This window comes from Gemmatimonadaceae bacterium (assembly GCA_016720905.1).
Classification (GTDB): Bacteria; Gemmatimonadota; Gemmatimonadetes; order Gemmatimonadales; family Gemmatimonadaceae; genus Gemmatimonas.
Genome location: JADKJT010000023.1, coordinates 1 through 18,948, shown reverse-complemented (window position 1 = coordinate 18,948; position 18,948 = coordinate 1). Strand labels below are relative to the sequence as shown.

Below are 18,948 nucleotides of genomic sequence, written 5' to 3'. Positions count from 1 at the left end.
GTTACTTCGTGGAGTCGAGTGGCACCACCGCCGGCCGGAAATCCCGAACGGCAGACATCAGGGCCCGGGCACTGTCGACCCCACCGGGAAGAGCCAGCCAGACCGCGGCAAATGCCATAACGAAGACGATGGAGGAAAGCACAAGGTGCAGTGCCCCGGGTGAACCGCCCAGCCTCGCGCCGACGATGGCCACAATCAATGCGGCACAGACACTGGTGACCAGTGGACGCGCAGCCACGCCAATGATCACGCGAAACGTGATCGGCGAGCCGCGTACGGCATAGGCCACGGCGGGCAACGCCAGCGCGCTGGTCGCGATGGCCATGGCCGAGGCAACGCCGAGCGCACCCCACTGGTACCCGATGAGCGCGGCCAATGCGACCGTCGGCGCCTGGACGAACACTGACCATCGCACCAGGCGCGCGGCGTTCCCCCTCGACAAGTGAATCCACTGGGTCACGCGGGCCAGTGATCCGACGAACGCAACGATGCACAGCAGACGCATGAACGGAATGGCCGGCAGCCATTTGTCGCCCAGCAAGACCTTCACCAGACTGGCCGTGTCGGCGGCGGCGAACGCAATGGCCGGCATGGAAACGGTCAACGTCACCAGAATGGCGCGAGTTGCCACCCGCGTGAACCGCGCGGCGTCACCTTGGACCTTGCTGAGGCTCGACACGGCCAGGTCCGACAGTGAGGAACGACTCCTCGAACGGGTACCAGGACCAACGACGGGCGGTGTCGTAGTACCCCAGCACGGTGGCGCCGCCAACACGACCCACCGCCAGCAGATCGGGTTGGTCATTCAGCCACGCGGCGAGATTCAGTCCGCCGAGGGCGCGCCAGGCGCGTCGCAACTCGGTTATGTCGTCAGGCGCGGAGTGGGCGACCCATCGTGGCCGCCAGTCGCTGAGCACGAAGATGCCGACGGCGCGCGTCACTTCAGTGACCAGCAGTTGAATGGGGAGCGACCAATACCCCGCGCCTTGCCAGGCAGCCGTCACGGCCGCCGCGACACCGAGTACCAGCGCCAGGAGCTGTACCAGCGTGATACGGGGAAACAGCAGGCGCCGTTTGAGGAGTGCTTCCTGAAACGTGGTGAGCGTGAGGAGGAAGACGAGCGCTGCCCACATGGCGGCCACTCCGGTCACCCGGGGCTCGTCGAAAAATCGGGACAACGCGACACCGGCAGCCAGCATACTCGCCGCGATGAACAGGTTCATGCGCACGGCGAACCGGAAGAACGTGCCCAGGTCCGCGTCAGTCAGCGCCGGGCGCTGCAGCAGGGCGGTTTGAAAACAGCGTCCCGACAGGCCCGTAGCGATGATTCCCAGTGGCACGACCATCGCAAAGACGCCAAAGTCGTCCGGCATCAGCATGCGAGCCAGAACGATTGCCGCACCCAGGGAGACGAGGGCTTGGCTGATGCGGGCAACCAGCACAGCGAACCCAGACACAATGGTTCGTCGGCGAAACTCCGCGGGTTGAAGTGCGTCGCCGGTCAATCGGAGTGCAGTGTCGTCCGCCCACTCATGCAGCAGCAGGTTCAGATCCAGATCCGGTGCCAGAAAACACCCGTGACCATGTCCTGCCAGCACGCGCATGGTGGCCCGTGGTGCACGCGACGACATGTACGTGGCCTGCTTGACCGATGGAATGAGGTGATCCTGGTCGGCAGCCAGAAACAGCGTCGGGACGTGCAACTCGGCCAATCGCTTTCGCATATCGTAGCGCGTGAGGATGCGCAGTCGATTCACATACCCGCGCTGCGTGGTGCCGGACGTCAGCATGAGAAATTTCTTGATCTCGTCCCGGTGCGTGTGCGGCGATTGCAGGCGCCAGGCGGTAAGCCGACGCGCGAACTGCATGGTTCGCCAGGGGACCAGACTCATGCCGGCAATGGCCACGTGCAGCTTGAATTGCGGTGCAATGCGTGAAAACGAGTTGAGGATGACCAATTGGCGCACCCGGTGCGGATGTGCCAGGGCAAAACTCATGGCCAGTGCGCCACCGAACGACTCGCCAACGACGACCGCGGGCGTGCCATCCGGCACCGCACGGTCGAGATGGCGCGCCACGTCGGCGATATGCGTCTCCATGTCCTGCGCCTCATCGCGCAACCGGAACGTGATCACGCGAAAACGGTGCGCAAGTAACCGCGCCTGGCGGTAGAATAGCAGACCGGTACCGTCCAACCCCGGGATATAGATGAGCGGCGGTCCCTCGCCCTGCACATGCAGTCGGGCCGGATCATCCGTCCGGGAAAGCGGTATAGACTCGTGGGAGGTACTGTCCAGTGACATCGACTGCGTCGTTGAATACGTCATGGCGTCGGGGAACCCGCCTGGTGTGGGGCGGCCTGTCGGTGGTGATGCTTGAAACGGTCCTGCTTGGTCTCGCGCTGCTGCCGGTGGTGGCGTTCCTGCATTGGCAGTCCATCTGGAGCGTGCCGTTGTGGAAACGGCTCGCGCTAGATGCCATCGCATTCGTGCCGTTGTACCTGACGTTCGCGCTCTCCCTCATGTTGTACTCCGCCTTCGCCACCAGGCTCCTTGGATGGCGCACGCCGGAACATGTGGAACTTCGACTGTCTGACTTCAGCTGGCCAGTGCTGGACTGGGGACGATACCTGATGACGATCCACGTGGTTCGGGTGTTCGCCGGTCCGGCGTTTCGGGCGACGCCGTTCTGGAGCTTCTACATGCGGCTCAATGGCGCAAAGATCGGACATCTGGTGTGGGTAAACAGCCTCTCCCTGATGGACCACAATCTGCTCGAGTTTGGCGACGGCGTCGTGGTCGGGTCGGACGCGCACATCTCCGGGCACATCGTTGAGCGCGGATTGCTGAAGACGGCCCGCGTCCGCCTCGGCGCCGGTACGGTGATTGGGATTGGCAGCGTCATCGGCATCGACGTGTCGACGGGGGCGGGGACGCAGGTCGGTCCGCTCAGTGTCGTGCCCAAGCATACCGCGCTTGAGGCCGGCGTCGCATATTCTGGCGTTCCGGTACAGCGAATTCACTGAGCAGCGGCGAGACAAGGTGAGGCACGTGCGAATCACACGCTGGGTACTCTGGGGGCTGGTGCTGGGCTACGCTTTCTTCCTCGGTGGGCACCTGTACGAAGTCACCGCGGTGGTCCCAAACTGGCGCTCCGGCGATGTCGCCGATGTGGCGCGCTATCGGGACTTCTTTGCGCGCAGCGGTCCGGGCGTCTATTTCGAGCGAGTGCTGTACCCGACGCTCCTGCTGGCGATGCTGGCCATCCCGCTCACCTGGTCCGCGCGCAAAACGCGTTGGATCGCCGCGGTCCCCCTGCTGGTCATTGTAGCATATGCAGTATGGACCATTCGCTATTTTGTGCCCATCAACGAGTACATCGGCGGTACGACGTACGATGCGGCACGACTGCAGTCGTTGGTAAGAGGGTGGGTGATGTGGGAGACGTGGCGGGCACTGCTGGTGACCGTGGGACTGGTCGCGTCCGTCGGCTTGTGTGAGCGATGGGTGGGTGTGCCTCGGCGTCAAGCGCCATAGTCCGGATGCCCTGTCAACTCTTTGGTCGAAGGACTCGCATGCGTTTCACCGCAAGTGCCACCAGCCCTATCGCGGCGTCACTGATACTGATGTGGTCGTCGTCGATCTCCGCGCAGTCGGTGCCCACGTCGCGTATCGCCGAACCCCGTACCTTCGAGCGTGTCCTGCTGCTCGAAGCGCAAGGCGAAACATCGGCCGGCGTGAGCCTGGGTGATGTCGATCGCGATGGCGACCTGGATATCGTGCTGGCCAAGGGCCGCCACTGGCCGCTGAACAATCTGGTGCTGCGCAATGATGGCAAGGGACACTTCACCAGCGACCCCGTGGCCGATGCGCCAGACCGCACGTATACGGCGGCGTTGGCCGATCTCGACGGCGACGGTGATCTCGATCTCGTGGTCAGCAACGATCGACCCGATCGCAAGCTGGTGTATCTCAACGACGGCAAAGGCTACTTTCGCGTGGCCAGCACGTTCGGAGAGGCGGATTGGTCTACACGCTACGTCACAGTGGCCGATGTGAACGGTGACGGTCGTCCCGATCTCATCGCCGCCAATCGCGGCAGCGACTCCACCAAGCCTCGACCAAGCTTCGTGTGTTTGAACGATGGCAAGGGCGCGTTCCCATCGTGCACCGCACTGCCCACGCAGTCAGCCACTATCATTGTGGCGGCGGATTTCGATGGCGACGGCAAGATTGATTTGTTGGTCCCGCATCGTGACGGCGGACAGAGTCTGTTGTTCTGGAACGACGGCAGTGGCACGTTCTCGGCGCCGCCCACGCGCATCGGTCCGGCCAGTTCAACCATTCGCGCGGCCGCGGCGGCGGACATCGACGGCGACGGCGCGACGGACTTTGTGGTCGGTGATGCGAAGACGGGATTGTTCATATACCTAAACAAGGGCGCTCGCGCGTTCGCCGAGCCGGTCATGCAGGGCACGGCCGCCAGTGCGCCGTATTCCATTGGCATTGCGGATCTCAACAAGGATGGCACGCTGGATATTGTTGTCGGCAACGACAATGCGCCGGGCGTGATCTATTTCAATCAGGGTGCAGGGAAAGCATTGAAGTTCGTGTCTTCGACGTGGAATGACGGGAAGGGCGCGGTGTACGGGCTGGCCATCGGCGATCTGGATGGCGATGGATGGCCGGATATCGCGGCGGCGCGATCGGATGCGCCGAATGGGGTGTGGTTCAGCGGGGGTGTGCGTCGCCCGTAGGAGTCACGCGCTGTCCGCAGGCTGTCCGTCGCGGTGGTTGCGCGGCGGGCCGTGGGGAGTTTGTAGACGGCGAAGTCTTTCACGTAGAAGGGGCGGGTAGGCGCGCTCTCAACGATAGCGTGTGCTATGCAGCATTATTCGCAGCATCACTCGACGCAGCGAGTCGGGCGTCGGCTGCACAACCTGTTGCTGCGGAAACGACTGCTCCCAGCTCCGGGGAACTCGGGGAAGTGCTATGCTGCAAAGTCCGCAGGATAACACGCTGCCTGCAGTGACCCCCTGCAGTTGAATAGGCGTTAGCGAGGCAATTCGTGAAAAACTTTCGCGGGCATCGTGTGCATCGCCTCGTGTGACAGTCGTGTTGCACGCGTCGGCCGAGATTGCTTCTAGCGGTGAAGTGGTGGTCAACCTGAGAGGAGTAGACGATGACAGCTGCTGTCGCGATGGACCACGCCGTCCGTTTTGACGCCGCTCGACTTGCGTATGCGTTGCTCCGAATGGAAGAGCCGATGGCGTCAATTCTCCGCACATGCAAGCGAGCGGATGCTCCGGTGCTTGGCGAGGACGCCTATTCCTTTACTCCGTCGTGGGAGCTGATCCCGCGGGCCGAAATTGTCCCATTTCTCGTGTCGCTGCCGTCACCTGCACTGTTGGCTCCCACGACGACGCGAGGCGTCGTCGCGTTGACGCTGCTTCACGAACTGACTGGCGACCGGCGGCGCTGGGGGGAGAAGGTGCTGTCCAATTTTTCCGCGGGTCTCGACCGCTTCATTCTTCAGCTGGGGTTGACCGACGACACCGACGTGCTGCTCGAATTTGAGCAGGAGACCGAAGTCTATTCGTTGGCCGCCGTTCGAATGTGGACACAGCAGTATGGTGTCCTACAGGTCGGGTGGAGCTTGGCCCCGCTGCGTGGCGATGCCCGCGCCCAGGCCCAACTTGTCGTATGCCGAAGCGATGGTCAGTGGTTCCCATCGACGCAGATTGACCAATCACCTGGTGCGGCCACGTGAGCTGCGCGAGCGAGCCCGTGGGGCGTCGTGCCTTCTGCGCACCGCCTTACGACAGACTCCGTGACTACGACGTGCGAGCGCAATGGTGGCGCGCCAGAGTTACGTCGCTCGCGTGCCATTGCACGTCCGTTTGCGCCTAACATCAATCGGGGATATTGTCGTTGATGCTGCAGATTTGGGATACACCGCCACTGGGCTCGCTAACGATGCGTTGCTGCCGTCAGCGCATTTCGGAATGCGCGCTGCGCGCGCAGATTGTTGGGAGCGCTGCGGCAGAACGCTGTCGCGTTATGCTGCAATAGAATGATCGTAGCATTGGCGACGGCGAGGCTGAATGTTGCCGTATCGCGCGTTGACTGCAAACGCGTGCAGTGTCATTCCACTGGCCGAGAGGTGCAGGGTGAAAGTACGCGACGTGCTGCGCTGGCTCGCTGCAGACGGGTGGGTACTGGTTCGCACACGCGGCAGCCATCAGCAATTCCGGCATCCGGCATCCTGTAGAGTCCGGCGTGATCACCGTGGCGGGCTCTGGCAATGACGACCTCGCGCCGGGTACTTTGAATAGCATATTGAAGCAGGCAGGGCTCAAGACCCCGGGCAAGGAGTAACGCGTGCACCGCTACCTGATCATTATCGAAGCCACCCCGACGGGATACTCGGCATACTCGCCCGACCTTTCCGGGTGTATCGCTGCCGGCGCGTCACAGGCAGACGTGGCACGCGCGATGCGCGAGGCGAGCGAGCTGCATCTGGAGGGTCTCCGCGACGCGGGCCTGCCCATTCCGGTCGGCGCCACGTCGGCCACGTACGTCGAAGTTGCCGCATAACGACGCGTTGCTGCTGTCAGCGCTGTGTGGAAGGCGTGCTGCGCGCGCACTTTCATGAGAGCGCTGCAGCAGAGCCAGCGTTCTGCAGCATCCACACACCAACCAACGATTCGATGAATAGCAGATTCACGGTACTGATAGCGCTAGTCTCGTTGGGGGTTGCCCCGAGTCGTGTCCTGTCACAGGATCGCCCAACGGCTGCGCTGATGGCGCGCATCGAAGCGGCGCAGCCTGGCGCCGGTCCGAACGATTTGGGCGCACTGACACTCGCGCAACTCATGGAACGCTTCAAGGTGCCTGGCGTAAGTGTTGCCGTCATTCACAACTTCGAGATTCATTGGGCCAAAGGCTACGGCACGCGAGATGTCGAGACCGGCGCGCCGGTCGATGCGGAAACCATGTTCCAGGCCGCGTCGATCAGCAAACCGGTCGCCGCGATGGGTGTGATGAAGGCGGTGCAGGACGGTCTCTTCACCCTCGACACCGACATCAATCGCATCCTCACCTCATGGAAGCTGGATTGCCAGGGCTTCACGACGGAGCGGCCCGTCACGCCGCGCGGGCTCACGAGCCATACCTCCGGACTCGGCGACGGCTTCGGGTTTCCGGGATATGATCCCGCCGGGAAGCTGCCCACAGTCGTGCAGATTCTCGAGGGACAGCCGCCGTCGAATGTGCGCCGCATCTTCATGGAGCGTGCGCCGGGTACGCTCATGGAATATTCGGGTGGCGGCGTGACGCTGATGCAGCTGGCGCTGAGCGATGCCCGCAAGCGCCCGTTTGCGGACGTGCTGCGGGATGACGTGCTCCGACCCATCGGCATGGTGAACAGCACCTACGAACAGCCGTTGCCGCCGGCCCGAGACCGCAACGCGGCGCGCGCGCACGACGGTGAGGGGAAGCCACGGGGCGCCAAGTGGCATGTCTATCCGGAACTCGCTGCCGCGGGCCTCTGGACCACCTCGTCGGACCTCGCACGGTTTGCCATCGAGGTGCAGAAGTCAGCGGCGGGCGCCTCGAACCGCGTGCTGTCGCGCGCGTCCGTGTTGGAAATGCTGACCCCCGTCGGCGTGGGTGATTTCGCGGTCGGATTCACGATCGAGAAATTGGGGCAAGGATGGTATTTCAGTCACGGTGGCTCGAACTGGGGGTTCCAGTGCCAGCTGCGCGCGCACCGCAGCAAGGGATACGGATTTGCCATCATGACGAATGCCGATCGCGGTGGCGCGCTGGCCGCCGAGTTGGGCCGACGCATCCAGCGGGCGTACGAGTGGGACGCGGTCGCCGAGCCGGCGCCGCGCGGGTTACGCGCCCCCGCCCGCGCGCACCGACATCACGCTCCCGCGCGATGTGCTGGCGCAGTACGTGGGCGTCTATGAATCGCCTCAGCTCACGTTCACGATGTCGCTCGAGGACGGATTACTGCACATGACACCGTCCGGCCAGTCGAAGGTGCGTTTGTATGCCGCAGCGAGGGATACGCTCTTTCCGCGCGTCGTTAACGCGACCGTCGTCATGACGCGCGATGCGACGGGCCAGGTGGCTGGCCTCCTGCTGCGCCAGGGCGGGCAGGATCTGCCGGCGCGCAAGGTGCGCTGAGCATTCGACGGAATTGTTTTGCAGAAGTCCCTCCCTCCGCATCGTCCAGCAATGACTCTTATTCGAGCCCATTCGGGACACCTGCCCCGACCCGTAATTGCTTCGGCGACGCGGCGCAGCGGATGCAGCAGCGGTTGACGTTGAAAGTCTCCCTGGCCGACATCGCGTGCGATTAGGAGTCGATGGTTCCCACCCGACCGCCACCCAGTGGAAGCGATGCGTCAACAATCAAGCCGCGCGCGCAGCGACTCGCCTTCCACGAAGGGCATCACGTAGAACAACAGCCCGTTCGCCTCGCCGCTGTCGAACAGCGGCAGCAGGTTGGGGTGCTGCAGGTTCGCGGTCACCTGGATCTCGCTCAAGTACCGCTCGACGCCGAGCACCGCGCCGAGTTCGGGCTTGAGCACCTTGAGGGCCACGCGCCGGTTGTGCTTGAGGTCGCGGGCGAGGTAGACGGTCGCCATTCCGCCGGCGCCGATCTCGCGCTCGACGGCGTAGCGGCCGGCGAGGGCCGACTGCAGCTGATCCAACGGGGTGGGAGGAGTCACGTCCCAAAGCTTCGCCGTGTAGCGGTACCCGGCGACAATGGGGCGAGCGCTTCGCCAGACGGCATCCTTGTGCGCCGACGCGGCCCCACTCGGGGCGACCACCCGGCCACACTGAGCCGCTCGCGTCCGGCGCGGATTTGCTGCTAGCTTCTCGCCCATGCGCGAGTCGACCTCCCCCGCCTTACACATGGCATGACGGCCATCCCGGAACGGCTCGTTGCCGCCCTCGCGGATCGCTACCTCATCGAACGCGAACTGGGCCGCGGCGGCATGGCCACCGTGTACCTGGCGCGCGACGTGCGCCATGCGCGCCAGGTCGCGATAAAGGTCCTGCATCCGGAACTCGCTGCCGTGCTCGGCGCCGAGCGGTTCTTGGCCGAGATCAAGACGACGGCGAACCTGCAGCATCCGCATATTCTGCCGCTGTTCGACAGCGGCGCCGCCGACGGCCAGTTGTTCTACGTCATGCCGTATGTGGAGGGCGAGACGCTGCGGGCGCGCCTCGCTCGCGAGACACAATTGCCCATTGCCGACGCGGTGCAGTTGGCCCGCGAGGTGGCCGACGCGTTGCAGCACGCGCACGAGCGCGGCGTGATCCATCGGGATATCAAGCCGGAGAACATTCTGCTGCAGGGCGGGCACGCGCTGGTGGCCGACTTCGGCATCGCGCTGGCCGTGCAACAGGCGGGCGGCCAGCGCATGACGCAGACGGGACTGAGCCTCGGCACGCCGCAGTACATGAGTCCCGAGCAGGCGATGGGCGAGAAGACGGTGGACGCGCGCAGCGACGTGTATGCGCTGGGCGCCGTGACGTACGAGATGCTCACGGGCGAGCCGCCGTTCAGCGGGGCGACGACGCAGGCGATTGTCGCGCGCGTGCTCACGGTGCCGCCCGCACCGATTGCGCAAACGCGGACCACCGTGCCACCGCACGTGGAGCATGCGGTACTCACGGCACTCGCCAAGCTGCCGGCGGATCGGCAGGCGAGCGCGGCGCAGTACTCCGCCGCACTTGTCGATGCGAACACCGCGCGCCCCACCGGTGTCGCGCGCGATGCCCAACCGAATCCCGGCGCCGTACGCGGCGGCACTCGCCGGAACCAGCGAGAACTCCTCGCATGGGGCGTCGCGGCCGTGGCCATCGGCACGGCGGCGTGGAACGGTATGCCGCGAGAGGCGCCACCTGCTCCTGCGGCGAAGTTCGACATCGCGTTGCCGGACAGCGTCTTCGTGCCCATCAGCAACTCCCAGAAGCTTGCACTGTCGTCGGACGGCGAGCGGCTGGCCATTGTTGGTGCGCGAAGGGAAGCGCGATCGCAGATCTACGTGCGACGGCTCGACGATGTCGTCGCGGTTCCGGTGCGTGGTACGGAAGGCGGCACCGCGCCGAGCTTCTCTCCCGATGATCGATGGCTGCTGTTCCAGGAGGTGCAGCGTCCTGGCGCCAACAACTTCGCGGCCAACGCCGTTCGCATCGTGCCAGCCGCTGGTGGATCCTCGAGGCTCGTGGTGGATTCGGCCGTGGCGCCCAGCTGGAGTGCCGATGGTCGACAGGTGTTCTTCACGCGTCGCAACGCCGTGTGGATCGTGCCGAGCGAGGGAGGCGAGCCGCGCCGGCTGATGTCGCCGGACTCCACGCGCGGCATCGTCCGCGTCTCGTCTCCTCAGGCACTGCCCGGTGGAACCCATGTGCTGGTCACCTTTTGGAGCACAGCGACCGGACCGCAGACACCGCGTCTCGCCACAGTGTCCATCGCTGACGGCAAGTTTGAAGACCTCGAGACGAGCGGTGCCAACGCCCGGTACGTCGAACCCGGCCACGTACTCTTTGGACGGTCACCGGGCGAGGTGTACGCGGCGCCATTCTCGCTCAAGCGACGGCGCATCACGGGACCTCCGACGCTGCTGCTGCAGGATGTCCGGATGCCTGGCAACGCTTCGTCGGTCGGCTTTGCCGTGTCCCGCTACGGCACGGTGGCGTGGAACACTTCGGTGGGCGCCAGACTCGGGGCGGAACCCTCGCACTTGGTGTCAGTGGATCGTCAGGGCGTCGAGCGCCCGCTCACGCGGGATCCGCAGATGTTCAGCAATCCGCGCGTCGCCCCAGACAATCGACGCGTGGCCGTCACCATCGGCGGCCCGCTCGGTGAGGGGCGTATTTCCCTGCTGGACATCGCCTCCGGCGTCAGCACATTGCTGACATCGGAGTCCCATGCCCGCCGCCCGGAATGGTCGCACGACGGCTCGCACGTTTACTGGTTCGGCTATCCGGGCGGCGATTCCGCGATCCTGCAGCGGCGTCCAGCGGATCTCAGTGCGCCTGCGGCATCAATCGCACAGTTCACGGAAGAGGTACTGGGCGGTGGCGGTTCGGTAGAGTTCGCGCCTGGCCCGAGTCGGGGCCTGTCAGTTCTGCGCCGCGGCAACGTGGGGCCGGACGTCAACCAGCCAAGCACCCTCACGATGGCACCGACGGAATCGCTGACGGTGGCTCGTCCGCTCATTACCAAACGAGCTGCTGTCGCGGGGCCGCGCGTCTCACCTGATGGCCGGCTGCTGGCGTTCTCGTCGGGGGAATCCGGGCGGTTGGAGGTGTTCGTCACACCGATTCCGGGTCCTGGTCCGTTGGTCCAGATTTCGGCGGACGGCGGCAGCGAGCCCATATGGTCACGCAACGGCCGCATTGTGTACTTCCGCAGTGGCCAGTCGACTTCAGACGGCCGGTCGGCCGCGCCAACCATGATGGCGGCGACGATCACGGAATCACCGTCGCTCGGCGTCGTGCGTCGCGACGCGCTGTTCGCCGACGTGTACCTGCGCGACGGCACGCACTCCAACTACGACGTGCTCGGTGAGTCGGGCTTCGTGATGGTCAAGGCGTTGAGCGGCGGCACAGCGCCCGCCATACGCATTTACGGACTGACAAACTGGATGCGACTCCTCGGAACGGCCCCGGCCGGGAGCACGCCGTGACCTGCGGGCACTCATCGTGACGATGCAACGACCCATCCTCCTCGCAACGCTGGCGCTCACGCTCACGGCAGCGCTCGCGGTCTCGCCGGTCGCGCCCCGCGCCGCCCTCCCCGTTGCCATCGCCAATCCGAACACGACTCCCGCGGGCCGCCTGCGAGGTGGAGTACTGGAAATCGAACTGGTCGCGGCGCTCGCCATGTGGCACCCGGACGGCGACGCACGGCCCGGTATTCCGGTCGAAGCCTTCGCCGAGCCCGGAAAGCGACCGCAAGTTCCCGGGCCGCTCATTCGCGTCGCTCAGGGAACCGAGATTCGTGTCTCGGTGCGAAATGCCTTGGCAAACGACACACTCACCTATTCAATCGACATTGGTGACACGCGCGACTCCGTCGTCATCCCACCCGGCTCTGCGGGCACGCTGCGCGTGCGACCTGCGCACGCCGGCAACTTCTTTTACCGCGCCACGACCAGCACCACCCTCGGTCGAGCACTCCGCGTCGGCGGGATGCTCGCGGGCGCCTTGGTGGTTGATTCGGCGAGCAGCAATCGGCGACCGCGCGATCGCATCTTCGTGATCCAGGTCGCGTCCGACGGCCAGATCGGGCGAATCGGTATCCCGCTCTACGAACGATCCGTGTGGGCGATCAATGGACGATCATGGCCGAGCACGGAGCGACTCGCTGCGACCGTCGGGGATTCGGTGCGCTGGCGCGTCATCAACCTCACCACCGACGGACACCCGATGCACCTCCACGGGTTCTATTACTCGGTCGATGCGGTGGACGGATCATCGGCGAGCCTGCGTGCTATGGAGCCGCCGTCCCCGCGGGTGGTGACCGCCCGCCTCGCGGCGTTCGCGGGCATGTCGATGACGTGGGTGCCGGAACGCGCGGGGAATTGGCTCTTCCACTGTCACTTCGCCGATCACGTCGTTCCTCACGGCCCACTCGGCGGTGAATCGCCGACGGCTGGCGTCGACCGCATTGGCGAGTGGCCTGCCCGGGTCAGTCACGCGGAATCGAGGAACCACGCGGCGACCGCAATGGCGGGACTGATCACGGGCATCGTGGTGCGCGACGGTCGCGGCACGCGCGCGACGGACGCGCCCGCTGCGCGACGAACACTTCGTCTCGTGGCCATCCAGGATCCTGAGTTCCCGGACTCGCAGCCTTCTCTGCGTTTCGTCCTCGATGATCCCCGCAGCCCGAACGGTCGCGCCGAGGCTTGGCCTGGGCTCAGTGTGCCCATCAGCCTGACCCGCGATGAGCCAGTTGCGATCACGATTGTCAATAAGATGCATGAGCCCACTTCGGTCCATTGGCACGGCATTGAACTCGACAGCTATGCCGACGGCGTCCCCGGATTCTCCGGCGCCGGTATGCGGCTTAGTCCACTTATCGCGCCCGCCGATTCGTTTGTCGCACGCTTCACGCCGCCGCGCTCGGGCACCTTCATGTATCACTCGCATGTTGACGAGCCGCGCCAACAGCGCGCTGGCCTTGTCGGCCCATTGATTGTCCGCGATGCCGCCCCAGCGGACACAACACTCGACGTCACGTCCCTCTTCAAGCTGGCACGGCATCGCGATAACGGGCCGTTCGAGATCAACGGCAAGATCAATCCCGACACGCTTAGGCTTCGCGCGGGGCAGAAGTATCGAGTGCGTTTGATTGCCCTGCAGAATGAGTTTCCGTACATCAACGTCACGCTCACCGCACGCGCCGATAGCGCGTTCACCGGTGTGCCCGATGCGCAGGTGGTGGAGTGGACTCCGGTGGCGAAGGACGGCGCTGAGCTCCCGGCACCTTACAGGGTGCCGCGAATTGCGATTCAGCGGATGAGCATGGGCGAGACTTATGATTTCGAGTTCGTTCCAGCGCGAGCGGGCAATTTGCGGCTCGAACTGCGACTTGGCGGACGATTGGCAGCGCGTACGCCGATACTGGTGTACTAGTTGAGTGAACAGTCGGGAAGATAGGTGACACTTTGTCCGGGGACATCGTTAACAGTCCTTCTTGAGAGATGGCGCGCCGGTGATGGTGCGGGAACGCTCGTCAAAGCGACCGAGCAGCGTTTCGTAGTAGATCACGTTCCAGACGCCGTCCTGCACCTCCTCGAGACCAATCATCTCGCCGTTGAGTGCTTGGGTTAAGAACTGCTGGCCATTGTGTAAGCGGAACGTGCCCGCCGTGCTGACGCGACGGACTTCGAAGTGGCCAGGATACGCCGGTGGGGTGATGCGCGACGGCAGCGGCCTCGCGGATGGGTGCCAACGCGAGGCGGGGGTCTCGTCATTGAGCGCCTCGTGGGGCCGCACCTCGTTGTAGGTCTGCACGAACGTGTTGAACACGCGCTGTTGGAGTTTCGCGTTTGCCGCTGCGGGCGTGGTGACTTTCGCCTTCAGCACCCGATGCATGCGCTCGTGCGCGCCGTTTTCCTGTGGACTCGCGGGGGTAATGCGCTGATGGACGATGCCGAGTTGCAACCACCACGCGGTGAGGCGATTCAGGCCATGAATGCCGTGCGAGGCAAAGGGCGCCCCATGGTCTCTGCGAATCGCGTCCGGCAAGCCGTGCGTTCGGAAGAGGCGCCGCAACTCGCGGTGCACGCCCTGCGCCTTCACGTCGGGAAAGCTCTGGCAGCACAGTAGGTATCGGCTGAAATGATCGACGATGGTCAACGGGTAGCTGTACACGCCGTCGCGCGTACGGAATTGCCCTTTGAAGTCGATCGTCCACACTGGGTTCGGCGCCGTCGTCTGCAATGGCGTCGCGCCCGGATGCTTCCAGTGTGTGCGCGACCGTCGGCGTCGCACCCGATCGTGCCGGGCGAGGATGTCGAAGATCGTGCTGCGGGCCGGCAGGACGAGCCGCGGATGCGTCGACTGCAACCGTTTCAGGATCTTGCGCGCGCCCCAGCCGTAGCGGCTGTGCTCGGCGAGAATCAGGGCGATCGTCGCTTGTGGCGTCTCGTTTGGAGACGAGAGCGGCGCACGACTGTGCTCTTCCAATCCGCGTACGCCGAGCGACAGGAAGCGCTCGCGCCATTTGTACCCGGTATTGCGACTGATGCCGTAGCGCGCGCAGAGCTCGGTCATCGTCCACTGCCCGCTCGCGAGGTCCTGCGCGAAGTGATGCCGCTCAAACATGGGATCGGTCTCCTGCCAGGGCATCGCCGTCTCTCCGAAGGGGATTCGGAAAGTGTTAACCATGTCCCCGGACAAGTGTGAACCATGTCCCTGTACTGTACCCGCGGGTGTCTAACGACACGTTGCTGCCAACAGCGCCTTGCGGAATGCGAAGCATCGAACGCCTGAACGCGCGACGCCGGCTCAACGTCTGAAATGGCACGAGGCGCACGCCACGCATTGTGGCTACCCGCAGCCGAGCATCACTGCGCGAGACTAGCCATCGTGCAACCCCGCAACGTACCTTCATCGCGATCTGATTGCTTTGGCGTAGCCTCACCGTTTGCGCTCGTCCATGAGTCGCGACGGCATGCATGAATCTTCTTCCAACGAGTCGAGTCACATGCAGCTCCGCTTCGCGTTCGGCACATACCTGCTCAGCGCTCTTTCGATTGCCGATCTGACGGCACAGCCCGCGCAATCGGCATCGGCCGCAACCTGGGACGCCACCGCGCCACGCGGACGCACTCGGCTCATCGAGTTCACCACCCGCGAAGGGACCTGGACTTCAGTCGATCTTTCCAGCGATGGCTCATGGATTGCCTTCGACTTGCTGGGCCATATCTACCGCATGCCAGCGGCCGGCGGGAATGCGGTGGTCCTCACGCAGAGCTCTGGTGTCGCGTCCAACTTCCACCCGCGGATCTCACCCGATGGCAAGTCGATCGCCTTTATCTCCGATCGCGCCGGCGGCGACAACAACCTGTGGGTCATGGACGCCGATGGAGGAAATGCGCGTGCAGTAGCCATTGCACCGCAAACGCGCATGGCTTTTCCGCACTGGACTCCGGATAACCAGTACATCGTCGTGACGCAGGACCAAAGCGGCACTCCTAAAGCACTCGTCATGTACCACCGGGACGGCGGCGCCGGTTCCACGCTGTTGAAGGGCGTCGAAGGGCAGATGCCCTTGCGTTCCACCATGTCTGCCGACGGGCGCTACCTGTATTACGACGTGTACGCGACGAACAATGCCCCCGACGGGCAGGCGGATGTTTTGAAAGGTGCCGTGCAGGTGCATCGAGAAACTGCCGACCGAAGCACCACGGGACTTTGTCCGTCGCAGAACGCAAGCACAGCAACTGGTCAGCGTCACACCCGATGGACTGGACGCCCGCGCGTTGCAGCCCGAGGAGAGCAACCGGACTACCCGCGACCGCGGCTTGTCGCCAGATGGCAAGTGGCTGGTGTATTCCAAACGGGTCGAGGGTGTGACCGGGCTCTATCTCCAAGAACAGCCCTCGGGAACTGAGCGACTGCTCGACCGTGGCAGTCGCAAACCGTGAAAAGTGTTAGACGTACTTAATCAGGATCGGCTACGCGTGCCCTTCAAGCTCGCCTTCATCCTCGCCTTCGTCACGGCTGCGACGGTCGCCTCTCTGGCCGCGCGACGCGCCACGCGACGGCACGGTGGTTCGTTGAATCAGTTGTCGCACGAGGTTCCCGGCCTGCTGGTCGTTCGGGCGGCGCTGGGATTGGTCTTTTACGCGGCGCTGGCCATCTGGCTATTCGACCTTCCGGTAGGTGCATGGTCGTATCTGCCATTGCCCATCTCGGCGCGTTGGTTCGGCGTCGCCTGCCTGTTGCCGGCGCTCTTGTTCTTCGTTTGGAGTTTCACCAGTCTCGGCACAAGCTACCGAGGCGGCGTGGGCCTCTACGAAGCGCACGAATTGGTGACGACCGGACCGTATCGCTTGATCCGGCACCCAATCTATCTTGCGTTCGTTGCGATCATGTTGTTGGTGCTGGTCCTGTCGGCGAACTGGCTCCTCGGTCTGTCCGGGTTCCTGCTGGTAGTCAGCATCGCCGCCGCGAGAATACCTATCGAAGAACGCCAGTTGGCGGAGCGGTTCGGCTCCGCATGGGACGCGTATCGGAGTCACACGGGGCGAATATTTCCGAACCTGCGCCGGTGAACGTGACCAGTGAGTGTGAAGACTGCGCGCGTGACGTCCAACCGAGCGTTGCAGTCTGGCAGCGGCGCGACGGTTCGCGGATTTTTCCTACATCCTCGTTCTGCAGACGATGCGGCGCGGACCTCCTACCACGCCATCGCGACACCAGCCCCCGCATGTCACATTACTAGCGTGACCGAAGCCCCCACCTCCCTCTCCACCGCCCTGGCCGCCCAATACCGCATCGAGCGCGAACTCGGTGAAGGCGGCATGGCCATCGTCTACCTCGCCGAGGACCTCAAGCACGGCCGAAAGGTCGCACTCAAGGTCCTGCGCCCCGAACTCGTCGCCGTCCTCGGCGCCGACCGGTTCCTGCAGGAGATCAGGACCACCGCGCAACTCCAGCACCCGAACATCCTGCCGTTGTACGACAGCGGTCGCACCGCAGCGGCACTGGGCGGCGGCATGGAGTTCCTGTACTACGTCATGCCGTACATCCAGGGCGAGACGCTCCGCGCGAAGCTTGATCGCGAGCAGCAGCTCGGCATCGACGATGCGGTGCGCATCACCAGCGAGGTCGCGGACGCGCTGCAGTACGCGCACGAGCAGGGCGTCATCCATCGGGACATCAAGCCCGAGAACATCCTCCTGCGCGACGGACGGGCGATCGTCGCGGACTTCGGGATCGCGCTCGCGGTGAGCGCGGCGGCCGGCGGCAGAATGACCGAGACGGGACTGTCGCTGGGAACGCCGCACTACATGTCGCCCGAGCAGGCGACTGCCGAACGTCAGATCACCAACCGCTCGGACATCTACTCGCTCGGCTCCGTCCTGTTCGAGGCGCTCACGGGTGAACCGCCGCACACCGGCTCGTCGGCGCAGATGATCATCATGAAGATCGTCGCCGACACGGCGCGGCCGGTCACGGAGCTGCGCCGCGCGGTGCCGCCGCACGTCGCGGCGGCGGTGGCGAAGTCCCTCGAGAAGCTCCCGGCAGACCGGTTCGAGAGCGCGAAGGCGTTCGCCGAGGCGCTGCACAATCCTGCGTTTGCTTCGCGCGTCGCGACGGCGAGGACGGTCGGTGTTGCAGGTTCCGACTCCCGACGGTTCGCGGTGCCCGTATTGGCGGCGGTGACCGTGCTGAGCATCGCACTCGCCGTGTGGGGCTGGCGTGGCGCTGGTCGTCCCTCGACCTCCGTCGCGCGACACGTCACGACGCTCGGCGCGCCCGGCGCGCTCGATGGACTCACGTTCGCCATCGAGACGGCGCTCGCACCCGATGGCTCGGCGCTGGTGTTCCGCAGTCCGCTCGCAGGACCGGGCCAACTCTACATCAAGCGCCGCGACGAAGTGGTTGCGCGGCCGCTGGCCGGCACGGAAGGCGCCTCGGGACCTTTCTTCTCCCCCGACGGTGCGTTCATCGGATTCGTCGCCAACGGCCAACTGCGCCGCGTCCCGATCAGCGGCGGCGCGTCGCTCGTGCTCGCGGAGAACGTCGACGCGACGTACAACCGTGCGGCATGGCTCGATGACGGCTCGGTCGTCTACTACGATCTTGCGACGCACACCCTCCGCCGCCTGCTGTCCGGCGACGCCACCGCGAAGGTGATCGCGTCGCCGGCAATGCTCGATGGGCACTACCCGTGGCTGCCCTCGCCGTTGCCCTCTTCGCGCGGCGTACTCTTTACGGCCCACCTCACGAACTGCGTGGGGCCGGTCAGTTGTCGGCCGAGCCGAGTGTACGTGTACGATGTGCGCAAGGATACCATCCGCGCGCTCTTCGACGACGCGATCGGCGCCTGGTACTCGCCCACCGGTCACGTGCTCTACCTCACCAGCGCCGGCGTGCTCATGGCGGCGCCGTGGGACAACGATGCGCTCGTCGCGACGGGGAAGGCGGTCGCGGTGATGGATGGGATCCAGGCGCCGGGATTCCAGTTGTCCGCTGAGGGGACCGCGTACTACCTGCTCGGACGCCCGGAGTTCGCGCCGGGGCCGCTGCCCAACGCGTCCATCGTGTGGGTGGATCGCACGGGGCGTGTGGAGCCGGTGGATTCGTCGTGGCAGGTGAACACGGGGGGCACGGACAACGGGTCCATCGGCACGGATTGGGGAGTCGCACTCTCGCCGGACGGACGGCGTATCGCGCT

16 protein-coding genes and 2 pseudogenes are annotated in these 18,948 nt (G+C 64.8%); 14 read left to right on the top strand and 4 right to left on the bottom strand.

Features of this window, described 5'->3' with window-relative positions:
• Position 1: 1 nt before the first annotated feature.
• Together IPP90_15705 and IPP90_15700 are read right to left on the bottom strand one after the other, a co-directional pair.
• Complete coding sequence (locus IPP90_15705) at positions 2-679, bottom strand: oligosaccharide flippase family protein (GenBank protein MBL0172135.1); 678 nt, start codon at positions 677-679, stop codon at positions 2-4.
• Positions 651-2,327 carry an alpha/beta fold hydrolase gene (locus tag IPP90_15700; GenBank protein ID MBL0172134.1) on the bottom strand — a complete coding sequence of 559 codons (1,677 nt, stop codon included), beginning with the start codon at positions 2,325-2,327 and terminating at the stop codon, positions 651-653. The genes IPP90_15705 and IPP90_15700 overlap by 29 nt, the downstream gene beginning before the upstream one ends.
• Between IPP90_15700 and IPP90_15695 the strand changes: the two genes are divergently transcribed.
• From IPP90_15695 to IPP90_15660, 8 genes and pseudogenes are all read left to right on the top strand, one after another.
• On the top strand, positions 2,297-3,025 hold the full coding sequence (locus tag IPP90_15695; protein ID MBL0172133.1) for a hypothetical protein: 729 nt from the start codon (positions 2,297-2,299) through the stop codon (positions 3,023-3,025). The two genes, IPP90_15700 and IPP90_15695, sit on opposite strands and share 31 nt — an antisense overlap.
• Before the next feature lie 25 nt (positions 3,026-3,050).
• Positions 3,051-3,536, top strand: coding sequence for a DUF1772 domain-containing protein (locus IPP90_15690; protein ID MBL0172132.1), 486 nt, complete (start codon positions 3,051-3,053; stop codon positions 3,534-3,536).
• A 38-nt stretch (positions 3,537-3,574) separates the two neighbouring features.
• Positions 3,575-4,756 carry a VCBS repeat-containing protein gene (locus tag IPP90_15685; protein ID MBL0172131.1) on the top strand — a complete coding sequence of 394 codons (1,182 nt, stop codon included), beginning with the start codon at positions 3,575-3,577 and terminating at the stop codon, positions 4,754-4,756.
• 425 nt (positions 4,757-5,181) lie between these two features.
• Complete coding sequence (locus tag IPP90_15680; GenBank protein MBL0172130.1) at positions 5,182-5,769, top strand: hypothetical protein; 588 nt, start codon at positions 5,182-5,184, stop codon at positions 5,767-5,769.
• Positions 5,770-6,169: 400 nt separating this feature from the next.
• Positions 6,170-6,377: pseudogene (locus IPP90_15675) on the top strand (type II toxin-antitoxin system HicA family toxin).
• A gap of 3 nt (positions 6,378-6,380) precedes the next feature.
• On the top strand, positions 6,381-6,596 hold the full coding sequence (locus tag IPP90_15670; protein ID MBL0172129.1) for a type II toxin-antitoxin system HicB family antitoxin: 216 nt from the start codon (positions 6,381-6,383) through the stop codon (positions 6,594-6,596).
• Between the two features lie 113 nt (positions 6,597-6,709).
• Positions 6,710-7,975: a beta-lactamase family protein gene (locus IPP90_15665; GenBank protein MBL0172128.1), complete on the top strand. Its 1,266-nt coding sequence runs from the start codon at positions 6,710-6,712 to the stop codon at positions 7,973-7,975.
• Positions 7,976-7,997: 22 nt separating this feature from the next.
• On the top strand, positions 7,998-8,195 hold the full coding sequence (locus IPP90_15660; protein ID MBL0172127.1) for a hypothetical protein: 198 nt from the start codon (positions 7,998-8,000) through the stop codon (positions 8,193-8,195).
• A gap of 221 nt (positions 8,196-8,416) precedes the next feature.
• On the opposite strand, the gene IPP90_15655 is transcribed toward IPP90_15660, so the two are convergent.
• Positions 8,417-8,725: a protein kinase gene (locus tag IPP90_15655; GenBank protein MBL0172126.1), complete on the bottom strand. Its 309-nt coding sequence runs from the start codon at positions 8,723-8,725 to the stop codon at positions 8,417-8,419.
• A gap of 210 nt (positions 8,726-8,935) precedes the next feature.
• On the opposite strand from IPP90_15655, the gene IPP90_15650 reads away from it, so the two are divergent.
• Both IPP90_15650 and IPP90_15645 read left to right on the top strand, forming a co-directional pair.
• Positions 8,936-11,716 (top strand): protein kinase, encoded by a 2,781-nt coding sequence (locus IPP90_15650; protein ID MBL0172125.1) that lies wholly within the window; start codon positions 8,936-8,938, stop codon positions 11,714-11,716.
• Positions 11,717-11,738: 22 nt separating this feature from the next.
• Positions 11,739-13,670, top strand: coding sequence for a multicopper oxidase domain-containing protein (locus IPP90_15645; GenBank protein MBL0172124.1), 1,932 nt, complete (start codon positions 11,739-11,741; stop codon positions 13,668-13,670).
• A gap of 48 nt (positions 13,671-13,718) precedes the next feature.
• Here IPP90_15645 and IPP90_15640 read toward each other — a convergent pair whose 3' ends face one another.
• Positions 13,719-14,888: a transposase gene (locus IPP90_15640; protein ID MBL0172123.1), complete on the bottom strand. Its 1,170-nt coding sequence runs from the start codon at positions 14,886-14,888 to the stop codon at positions 13,719-13,721.
• 310 nt (positions 14,889-15,198) lie between these two features.
• On the opposite strand from IPP90_15640, the pseudogene IPP90_15635 reads away from it, so the two are divergent.
• The 4 genes and pseudogenes from IPP90_15635 to IPP90_15620 all read left to right on the top strand — a co-directional run.
• Positions 15,199-15,648 (top strand): annotated as a pseudogene (locus IPP90_15635) (PD40 domain-containing protein).
• A 442-nt stretch (positions 15,649-16,090) separates the two neighbouring features.
• Positions 16,091-16,189, top strand: coding sequence for a hypothetical protein (locus IPP90_15630; protein MBL0172122.1), 99 nt, complete (start codon positions 16,091-16,093; stop codon positions 16,187-16,189).
• 36 nt (positions 16,190-16,225) lie between these two features.
• Entirely contained in the window at positions 16,226-16,819 is a 594-nt protein-coding gene (locus IPP90_15625; protein ID MBL0172121.1) for an isoprenylcysteine carboxylmethyltransferase family protein, read from the top strand.
• Between the two features lie 171 nt (positions 16,820-16,990).
• Positions 16,991-18,948: serine/threonine-protein kinase (locus IPP90_15620; GenBank protein MBL0172120.1), on the top strand; the 1,958-nt coding region annotated here is incomplete at its 3' end.

Bases quoted from the DNA above. Each gene is read 5' to 3' on its own strand.
- IPP90_15700 (MBL0172134.1), bottom strand. From the start codon at position 2,327: ATGACGTATTCAACGACGCAGTCGATGTCACTGGACAGTACCTCCCAC.
- IPP90_15640 (MBL0172123.1), bottom strand. From the start codon at position 14,888: ATGCCCTGGCAGGAGACCGATCCCATGTTTGAGCGGCATCACTTCGCG.
- IPP90_15650 (MBL0172125.1), top strand. From the start codon at position 8,936: ATGACGGCCATCCCGGAACGGCTCGTTGCCGCCCTCGCGGATCGCTAC.
- IPP90_15645 (MBL0172124.1), top strand. From the start codon at position 11,739: ATGCAACGACCCATCCTCCTCGCAACGCTGGCGCTCACGCTCACGGCA.
- IPP90_15680 (MBL0172130.1), top strand. From the start codon at position 5,182: ATGACAGCTGCTGTCGCGATGGACCACGCCGTCCGTTTTGACGCCGCT.
- IPP90_15665 (MBL0172128.1), top strand. From the start codon at position 6,710: ATGAATAGCAGATTCACGGTACTGATAGCGCTAGTCTCGTTGGGGGTT.
- IPP90_15685 (MBL0172131.1), top strand. From the start codon at position 3,575: ATGCGTTTCACCGCAAGTGCCACCAGCCCTATCGCGGCGTCACTGATA.
- IPP90_15660 (MBL0172127.1), top strand. From the start codon at position 7,998: ATGTCGCTCGAGGACGGATTACTGCACATGACACCGTCCGGCCAGTCG.